The organism is Leeuwenhoekiella nanhaiensis (assembly GCF_002744755.1).
Taxonomy (GTDB): Bacteria; Bacteroidota; Bacteroidia; order Flavobacteriales; family Flavobacteriaceae; genus Leeuwenhoekiella; species Leeuwenhoekiella nanhaiensis.
The window spans coordinates 65,551-73,951 of the sequence record NZ_KZ319299.1; the positions used below are offsets into that span (position 1 = coordinate 65,551).

Here is an 8,401-nt window from a genome sequence, read left to right on the forward strand (position 1 = left end):
ATGAAAAAAGTAATCAGTTATTTCATCAAGTATGATGTTGCGGTTAATGTAGTCATACTTGCGTTCGTCATTTTTGGAATCATCGGTGTGTTGCGTATGCGCTCTTCCTTTTTTCCGCTTATTGATTCTGAAATCATCACGATAAATGTGACCTATCCCGGTGCAGCTCCTCAGGAGATTGAAGAGGGAATTATTCTAAAGATTGAAGATAACCTTAAAGGCCTGGTAGGGATTGAGCGCGTCACTTCGACTTCTAGAGAAAACGGGGGTAACGTGACCATTGAGATTGATAATGACGAAGATATTAATGTCATTTTAGCGGAGGTCAAGAATGCTGTAGACCGGGTGCCCAGCTTTCCTACCGGAATGGAACCTTTAGTAGTTGCGAAACAGGAAGCCATACGGCAAACCATAGGTTTTGCTGTTAGTGGCGAGACCTTAGATTTGGCTACGCTAAAGCAGGTTGCCCGGGATATTGAGTACGATCTGCGGGCTATGGATGGAATTTCTCAAATTGAAATTACCGGATATCCCGAGGAAGAGATTGAGATTGCTGTACGTGAAAATGACCTTTTGGCTTATAGCCTGACCTTTCAGGAAGTGGCTCAGGCGGTCTCCAGAGCAAATATTCTTACCACGGGAGGAAATATCAAGACAGAGGAGGAAGATTACCTCATACGAGCCAATAACCGCGCCTATTACGGTAAAGAACTGAATAACCTGATCGTGAGGGCAAACCCGGATGGTTCGTTAGTGCGACTTAGCGATGTGGCCGTTATACGCGACCGCTTTTCGGAAACTCCCAATGCTTCCTATTTTAATGGAAATCTTGCTGTAAATGTTGAAATCAGCAATACCAATAATGAAGATTTGTTACCTACGGCCGAGAAGGTCAAGGAGTATATAGAAGAGTTTAATAAGAAATATGATGCGGTGCATATAGACATCACCTCAGACTCTTCGATACGTCTGGAGCAGCGTACAAACCTGCTTCTGGTTAACGGTGCAGAAGGTATTTTGTTGGTACTTCTGTTCCTTTCATTTTTCTTAAATACCCGTCTGGCTTTTTGGGTTGCTGCCGGAATTCCTGTGGCCTTTTTAGGGATGTTCATTTTTGCCGGTGGTTTCGGCGTTACCATAAACGTACTGTCCCTTTTTGGGATGATTATCGTAATTGGTATTCTGGTTGATGACGGGATTGTTATTTCCGAAAACATTTACCAGCATTACGAGATGGGTAAAACGCCTATACGTGCAGCTATAGACGGCACAATGGAGGTAATTCCGCCTATTATTTCTGCGATTATAACCACGGTGCTGGCTTTTTCTACGTTCTTATTTCTGGATAGTAGGATAGGAGAATTTTTCGGTGAGGTTTCCACCGTAGTGATCCTTACTCTCGTCGTCTCTTTGGTGGAAGCACTCATCATCCTGCCGGCACACATTGCGCATTCTAAAGCTTTGGTGCGTGAAGAAGATTTAGACATCAGTACCAAAAAGGGTTTTGACAAGTTTTTATACAAGCTGCGCTTTTTCAACGAAAAGGGAGATCAGTTTATGCGGTATATGCGCGATAACCTGTATACACCGGCACTGCGTTTTACGCTAAAAAATCAGCTTATTACCCTGTCGATAATTATTGGATTATTTGTCTTGACCATAAGTTCAATAATGGGCGGAATTATTGGGGTGACCATCTTCCCGAGTATTGCCAGTGATACGGTTTCTATAGACTTATTAATGCCCGAAGGGACTAACCCACAACGTACCGATAGCATCATCACAATGGTTGAAAAAGCCGCCTGGCGGGTAAACGAAGATTATACCGCAAGACAGAGTGGTAACAAGCAGGTTGTTGAAAATATTATAAAACGGGTAGGACCCGGAAATAACAAGGCATCCCTGCGCATTAACCTGCTTCCGGGAGAATTCAGGGATTTTTCATCGCCCGAAATCACGAATTCAATCCGGGATGAGGTTGGGGAGGTTTTTGGTGTGGAACGTCTTACGTTTGGTTCAGGTGGAAACTTTGGCGGTAGCCCCATCTCCATTTCGCTTTTAGGAAACAATACTGAAGAATTAGAGGCTGCAAAAGAAGAATTGCGTACAGCACTTGAAGACAATGCGCTACTCCGTGACGTAGTAGACACAGATCCGGAAGGCATTAAGGAAATTCAAATCGAACTCAAGGAAACGGCCTATTCTCTAGGGCTCAATCTCAACTCGGTGATGAGCCAGGTACGCAGTGGCTTTTTTGGAACCCAGGCGCAACGCTTTCAGCGCGGACAGGATGAGATACGGGTTTGGGTGCGTTATGACCGCGAAGACCGCAGCAGTTTGAATGATCTGGATGAGATGCGTATTGTAACGCCGGCGGGGGAGCGTATTCCGCTTAGCGAAATAGCTACCTACGAGATAAGTCGGGGAGATGAATCCATCAGTCACCTGGAAGGCCAGCGCGAGATACAGGTCAATGCAGATATGGCAGACCCTAATGGTAGCGTTACCGACATTTTAGAGGATATTAAAGCGAACATTCTTCCTGATATTTTATCTAAATATCCTACAATTTCGGTTTCTTATGAAGGACAAAACCGGGAGGCAGAAAAGCTTAGCAGTTCGGCAAATAAGGTCATCTGGGTTATTCTGTTTTTGATTTATGCCACGATAGCATTTACCTTCCGGAGTTACAGTCAGCCGTTTTTACTGTTGCTTATGATACCTTTCAGTATTATAGGTGTGGCCTGGGGACATTATTTAAATGGTTTCCCCATCAACGTACTTTCAGCTTTGGGAATTATTGCACTGATTGGTATTATGGTTAATGACGGTCTGGTTCTTATTGGGAAACTGAATGGCTTCCTTAAGGATGGGATGAAATTCGAAGATGCTATTTTTGAAGCGGGCAGATCGCGATTCCGTGCTATATTTTTAACGAGTATCACAACTATTGCCGGTCTTGCACCCTTACTTCTTGAGAAAAGCCGTCAGGCTCAGTTTTTAAAGCCTATGGCTATTTCTATATCATTCGGTATCGCTATAGCAACGGTATTAACCCTGTTGATGCTTCCGTTATTGCTTTCCATCTCAAACAAGATCAAAACCAAGTCAGTTTGGGTACGTACAGGTAACGAACCTGCCAGGGAGGATGTAGAACGGGCTATCAAAGAATTAAAGCAGGATGAAGATGATGCGCATTAATTTAATAGTAAATAAAGAATTGGGTTTTACTAGAGTATTACAATTAAAGAGCAAAAAGGTAAGCAACCTGGGTTTACTTACACTACTTATACTCTGGTGTAATTTATCAGTTGCACAGCAGGTTATCAAGCCTTCAGAAGCTGTAGCTTTAGCTTTAGAGAATAACTTCGGCATCAAAATCGCCTATAATAATGTGGAGATTGCAGAGAATAACCAGAATATTTTAAACTCGGGCTATTTGCCTACATTGACAGGTTTGGCAGGTGCGTCTATTGACCGTCAAAATTCTGAAGGGCAGTTAGCGAATGGTGACACCAGAGTTGCTGAAGGCGCAGAAACCAGACGTTATAATGCATCTATTAACCTAAATTATACCTTGTTTGATGGTTTAGGGCGTTATTACGACTATAAGCGCCTCAAGCAGGAATATGATTTGTCGGAATTACAGGCTAGAGAGACTATTGAAAACACAACCGTTCAATTACTGTCAGTCTATTATAATGTAGCACAGCAAAGTGAAAATTTAAAATCGCTGGAGGAAACTATTGAAATCTCAAAAGACCGATTGTTGCGAAGCGAATATCAATTTGATTATGGTCAAAACACAAAACTCGAGGTATTAAATGCACGTGTAGATATTAATAATGATAGTATCAGTATTATTTCGGCAAGGCAAAATTTAATAAATGCGAAGCGTGATTTAAATGTTGTAACCGGTAATACGATTGCAAATACTTTTGAAGTTGATACTACTGTTGCGTTTTTAATTCAGTTAAATAAGTCAGATTTGCTGGCAAAAATGCAGGAGAATAATGTGATTTTGGCCCAGAACGATAAGAATATAGCTATCAATGAATTCACACTTAAAGCAAACAAATCGGGTTATTTGCCAACAGTCGGTCTAACGGGTTCTTATGGTTGGAATGAATCTACTAATAACAGTCCATTAGCCTTTTTACTTCAAAATACAACTACCGGATTTTCTGCCGGTGTCAATCTAACCTGGAATTTATTTGATGGCGGAAGTACGATTACAAGAGTTAAGAATGCTCAAATTGCTCTGGAAAATCAAAAGATTCAAAAGGAGCAACTAAAAATTGATATCGAACGTAATTTTAATAATGCCTGGGATGATTATCAGAACAAACTTAGAATTTTTGAAGTTCAGGAAAATAACATTGTTACTGCAAAAAATAATTTTGAACGCACTAAGGAGCGATTTAATATAGGTCAGGTCACTTCTATAGAATTTAGACAAGCGCAACTCAATTTGTTAAATGCCGAATTAAGCAGGAGCCAGGCCAAGTATGATGCTAAGATTGCGGAGATTTTAGTACTTCAGATAAGTGGTGAATTACTCAATGTGAAACTCTAAATAATTTAGATGGAAGAACATTTTTTTCAATGTCCGTATTGCTGGGAAGAGATCTCGATGTTGCTTGATACTTCGGTTCCTTATCAGGTATATGTTGAAGATTGTGAAGTATGTTGCAATCCTATTGAGCTCACAGTGCGTTACGAAGATCAACAACTCACCGAATTTAGTGCCTCAGATATTGAGCAGTAGACGGTACTGCTAAAGTATGTTAAAGGGTAGATTTAGTAGACAATAGTTTGTAACTTATTTAAAACTAAAATGTTATGGGCTTACGATTTTTTGAACTCGGGGATAAGGTATTGGGATTTGTTGCGACTTCTAAAGTAAATGAGCAGATTTTGGAAGAAGTGCACGAGGAGTTGGAAAAGCGGCTCAAACAACATGATAAAATACGGGTGTATTGTGAGAATGCTTCAGGACTTCCTATGAGCTTCAAGGCTACAATGGAGGATTTGTTATTCAAGATGAAATACAAAGACCGTTTTGAAAAGATCGCAATTGTTTCAGATACTTACTCAGATAAACTCCGTACAAAAGCAGAATGCACTTTTGTAAGATCGCAATGTCATTTTTTCAAATGCCATAACCGCACGGAGGCACTGCAATGGGTTTCGTCTTAATTTTGAGATACTTTCCTTTTGAATACTTATTTTAATCAAGTAAATTACGGTAAATCGTATTCTTGTGCTTTTAAATTTCAGTTTTTCAGACAATTCTGTGGGCTTCATTATTGAGGGAGCCATGGATTATCAGGCCGTTCAGGAGCTGAAAACGGCCATTCTGGAAAAGTTAAAAGAGCACAAAACTATTAATCTCTATCTTGAAGATAAAAACATTGAGCGTTTTACTCTGGATGCCATTTTTGTTGCCTCTATCTTCCCGATGCAACACCTGAGTCAGCTCAATAAAATTGCGATGGTAACCAATAGAAAATGGATTCACGCCATTGCAAATATCAATAAAGCGCTGGTAGGTGTGGAGATACGCAACTTTACCATAGAGGAACGTCTAGACGCCATCAGCTGGATTGCAGAAGACTAATCGAGTAAGGTCATAGATTTTAGCATTCCCTCTTTCAAACTGATCCATAAATAATTAAAAAAAGATTTGTTGCGGTTGCGTTGCACGTCGCCCTGACCTTCTTTAAACCCCGATTCTTCGCGCTTGCTGGTTTTTGAGATAAAAATATTTGCAAGTGTACTGGCCAGCCACTTCTTTTTCTTTTTTTCCTGATCTACAATACTCACTTTAAAATCATCGTATTTCATTTTCATATCAACGTGAGCATTATAGTCATTACCTGCGATGTTGAAATAAATCTCCTGTAAACTTCCTTCCATTGATACCCCAAGATTTGGAGAAGTAAACGCATTCAGGTCTCCGGCAGGTAAGTTTTTAAGGCTTCCGTCTACATAAAATTGATCCTGCTTGTTTTGTACATCAAAATTCCACTTAAGTCTTAACGGACTTTTATGCATAAACAGGGCTTCAATGTCTATTTGTGTCTTTTTTGATCCTAAAGCGTAAGTGTTTCCTAAATTATAAATAGAGGCATGAATTTGTTTAAAATCGAGTTTGCCGGCATCTGCCGTGCTACTTACCTTTTCTTCATAGGTAATCGCGCCATTGCTGATTTGAACCGAATCTATCATCAAATCAAAGTCTAATTCACGTAATTTTTCGGAATATAGGGGCTTGGTCTCATAATTATCAGGCAAACGTTTGTCCCGATAGATAACGAGAGCAGGTTGTTTTAATTCAAGTTTTGAGGCATCTATATACATCTTCTTTGAAGGGTGATGCCCGTACCTTAAAGAATCTAAAATCACTTGTCTTATGCTGAAGTTGTTATGGTCGCGTTCGCTTTTTAACTGTTTGCTTAAGGCACTTCGGCTTATGGTGGTCTTAATTTGGGTGTTGTCTAGAATAAGGCTGATCCCATCCCAGCGTATCTGTGCGATGGTAAGCACATCAAACGCGTTGAGTTTGTAATACAGCGAGTCTGAGCTTAATTGTATTTGCTCGTAATTAAAGGGGCGTGTGGGCGTCTCAGAAATCGTTGGAGTAATCTCTGTAAGTTTTAAATTAAAATGTGCAGTCCTAAGTTCAATTTGCTCGGTTTTGGGATTGCGAATCTGTATAAAATCGGTTACCAGGTTAAAGTTTTCAATTTGAAATCCGTTTTCCAGGTTTTTAGCACTTAAAGGATTGTCCAGACTATCTTCTTCTTTTTCATCAGCCGTTTTTTTAATGCCGGAATGCGGATAATGAATGAGCGTATCGGCATGAATATTTATATTCTTAAAATGAATGTTTTTCTCCTTAAAATAATCCCAATGGCTGAAGCCCTTCAGGGTAACGGTCGCATTCTGAACCCGACTCCCGGGTAACGAATCATTCGATTTAAAGTCTACGCAGGCATTTTTAATTTCGGCATTACCTCCCCAGCTGTCTATCATGATGTCCTCATAACTCAGAGAGATCGATTTTGGCAGATCATTCTCAATCACCCGTTGCAGTTGATCTTTAAGGTAGGTATTTAGGTAAATTGCAGCACTCCCTAATAAGACAACTAAAATAAATAAGGCGATGAGTAGTTTTTTCATTTGTCTAATATATCTATAAGTCAGAGGGCTGCGTGTTATTGAAATTATAATATTAGAAAACTACTTAGATTTATTATTTAATTCCTTGTGCAGACTTAAAATTAGTTCTATATTTGCCGTCCAATATCGCGGGATAGAGCAGTAGGTAGCTCGTCGGGCTCATAACCCGAAGGTCACTGGTTCGAGTCCAGTTCCCGCTACTAAGCAGAGCAAGGCTTTCGAGAAATCGGAAGCCTTTTTTTATGCCTTGGGTACAACATAGGTACAACATTTCACAGTTTTCCAGTCTCTAATTCACAATGCTACTATACGGTACCAAATGAATATAAAGAACATTTTTTAATTCTAATTTTCATAGCATTTATAGCTTCTAATAAAGAAAAATAGCTTTTTTGGAACCACTATTAGCAAAACAAATAAATGTTAATCTTAATAATAATTGTTAAATTTTTGTAATTTTGCATTTAAATGAAGCAATTTATTCACAAATCAATGGCAATTTTTATGGCAGCCGTAGTTCTTATGACTACGATGTCATTTACTATTGATATGCATTATTGCGGAGATTCTTTGGTAGATTTTTCATTCGTTCAGAAAGTGAAAACTTGTGGAATGGAAAAAGCTCAGGCTACAACCAGTTGTGAGACCCCAACCCTTTCAGAAAAAACGTGTTGTACGGATAAGCAAGTCGTTAAAGAAGGAAAGGATGATTTAAAAGTTTCATTTGACCAACTTACCTTAGAGCAACAAGTCTTTGTTGCCTCATTTACATATTCGTATTTAAGTCTTTTTGAAGGAATTGAATCTAACGATGTTCCTTTCATCGATTACCCGCCCCCCTTTGTCAAACGGGATGTGCAAGTGTTGCACCAGACTTTTTTAATTTGATTTATTAGACTTTTGAAACAAAGCCCAACAGTTACGCTGTAGTGGGCTAAATCTCGTGTACAGTATTTTCTACTTTGCACAATTTCAAATATCTAATAATCATATCGTATGCTAAATAAGAGCATAAAATTTCTCATAGAAAACAAACTTGTTGCCGTTATACTACTCGCCCTATTCGTAGGTTGGGGCATTGTCAATGCACCCTTCAATTGGGAAACAGGCATTTTACCAACTGATCCTGTAGCGGTTGATGCCATTCCAGACATCGGCGAAAACCAGCAAATCGTTTTCACAAAGTGGCAAGGGCGTTCACCGCAGGATATCGAAG

At 39.6% G+C, this 8,401-nt stretch carries 8 protein-coding genes and 1 tRNA gene; 8 read left to right on the plus strand and 1 reads right to left on the minus strand.

Annotated elements, in window-relative coordinates:
* The 5 genes from CJ305_RS16375 (at window position 1) to CJ305_RS16395 (ending at window position 5,620) form a co-directional block, all read left to right on the plus strand.
* On the plus strand, window positions 1-3,201 hold the full coding sequence (locus CJ305_RS16375) for an efflux RND transporter permease subunit (protein WP_099647381.1): 3,201 nt from the start codon (window positions 1-3) through the stop codon (window positions 3,199-3,201).
* Window positions 3,188-4,576, plus strand: coding sequence for a TolC family protein (locus CJ305_RS16380; protein ID WP_223248904.1), 1,389 nt, complete (start codon window positions 3,188-3,190; stop codon window positions 4,574-4,576). Before CJ305_RS16375 ends, CJ305_RS16380 begins: the two co-directional genes overlap by 14 nt.
* A gap of 9 nt (window positions 4,577-4,585) precedes the next feature.
* The gene (locus tag CJ305_RS16385) at window positions 4,586-4,768 is read left to right on the plus strand and encodes a CPXCG motif-containing cysteine-rich protein (protein ID WP_099647382.1); all 183 of its coding nucleotides are present in this window, start codon (window positions 4,586-4,588) and stop codon (window positions 4,766-4,768) included.
* Window positions 4,769-4,842: 74 nt separating this feature from the next.
* Complete coding sequence (locus tag CJ305_RS16390) at window positions 4,843-5,199, plus strand: SpoIIAA family protein (RefSeq protein WP_099647383.1); 357 nt, start codon at window positions 4,843-4,845, stop codon at window positions 5,197-5,199.
* A gap of 64 nt (window positions 5,200-5,263) precedes the next feature.
* Window positions 5,264-5,620 carry a SpoIIAA family protein gene (locus tag CJ305_RS16395; protein ID WP_099647384.1) on the plus strand — a complete coding sequence of 119 codons (357 nt, stop codon included), beginning with the start codon at window positions 5,264-5,266 and terminating at the stop codon, window positions 5,618-5,620.
* Here CJ305_RS16395 and CJ305_RS16400 read toward each other — a convergent pair.
* On the minus strand, window positions 5,617-7,185 hold the full coding sequence (locus tag CJ305_RS16400; protein ID WP_099647385.1) for a hypothetical protein: 1,569 nt from the start codon (window positions 7,183-7,185) through the stop codon (window positions 5,617-5,619). The two genes, CJ305_RS16395 and CJ305_RS16400, sit on opposite strands and share 4 nt — an antisense overlap.
* Before the next feature lie 127 nt (window positions 7,186-7,312).
* Between CJ305_RS16400 and CJ305_RS16405 the strand changes: the two genes are divergently transcribed.
* The 3 genes from CJ305_RS16405 to CJ305_RS16415 all read left to right on the plus strand — a co-directional run.
* Window positions 7,313-7,385, plus strand: a tRNA-Met gene (locus CJ305_RS16405).
* A 268-nt stretch (window positions 7,386-7,653) separates the two neighbouring features.
* Window positions 7,654-8,073, plus strand: a complete 420-nt coding sequence (locus tag CJ305_RS16410; protein ID WP_099647386.1) for an HYC_CC_PP family protein — start codon at window positions 7,654-7,656, stop codon at window positions 8,071-8,073.
* Window positions 8,074-8,181: 108 nt separating this feature from the next.
* Window positions 8,182-8,401, plus strand: a 220-nt coding sequence (locus tag CJ305_RS16415) for a hypothetical protein (protein ID WP_143469402.1), incomplete at its 3' end; no start/stop codon positions are given.

Bases quoted from the DNA above. Each gene is read 5' to 3' on its own strand.
- CJ305_RS16375 (WP_099647381.1), top strand. From the start codon at position 1: ATGAAAAAAGTAATCAGTTATTTCATCAAGTATGATGTTGCGGTTAAT.
- CJ305_RS16380 (WP_223248904.1), top strand. From the start codon at position 3,188: ATGATGCGCATTAATTTAATAGTAAATAAAGAATTGGGTTTTACTAGA.
- CJ305_RS16385 (WP_099647382.1), top strand. From the start codon at position 4,586: ATGGAAGAACATTTTTTTCAATGTCCGTATTGCTGGGAAGAGATCTCG.
- CJ305_RS16390 (WP_099647383.1), top strand. From the start codon at position 4,843: ATGGGCTTACGATTTTTTGAACTCGGGGATAAGGTATTGGGATTTGTT.
- CJ305_RS16400 (WP_099647385.1), bottom strand. From the start codon at position 7,185: ATGAAAAAACTACTCATCGCCTTATTTATTTTAGTTGTCTTATTAGGG.
- CJ305_RS16410 (WP_099647386.1), top strand. From the start codon at position 7,654: ATGAAGCAATTTATTCACAAATCAATGGCAATTTTTATGGCAGCCGTA.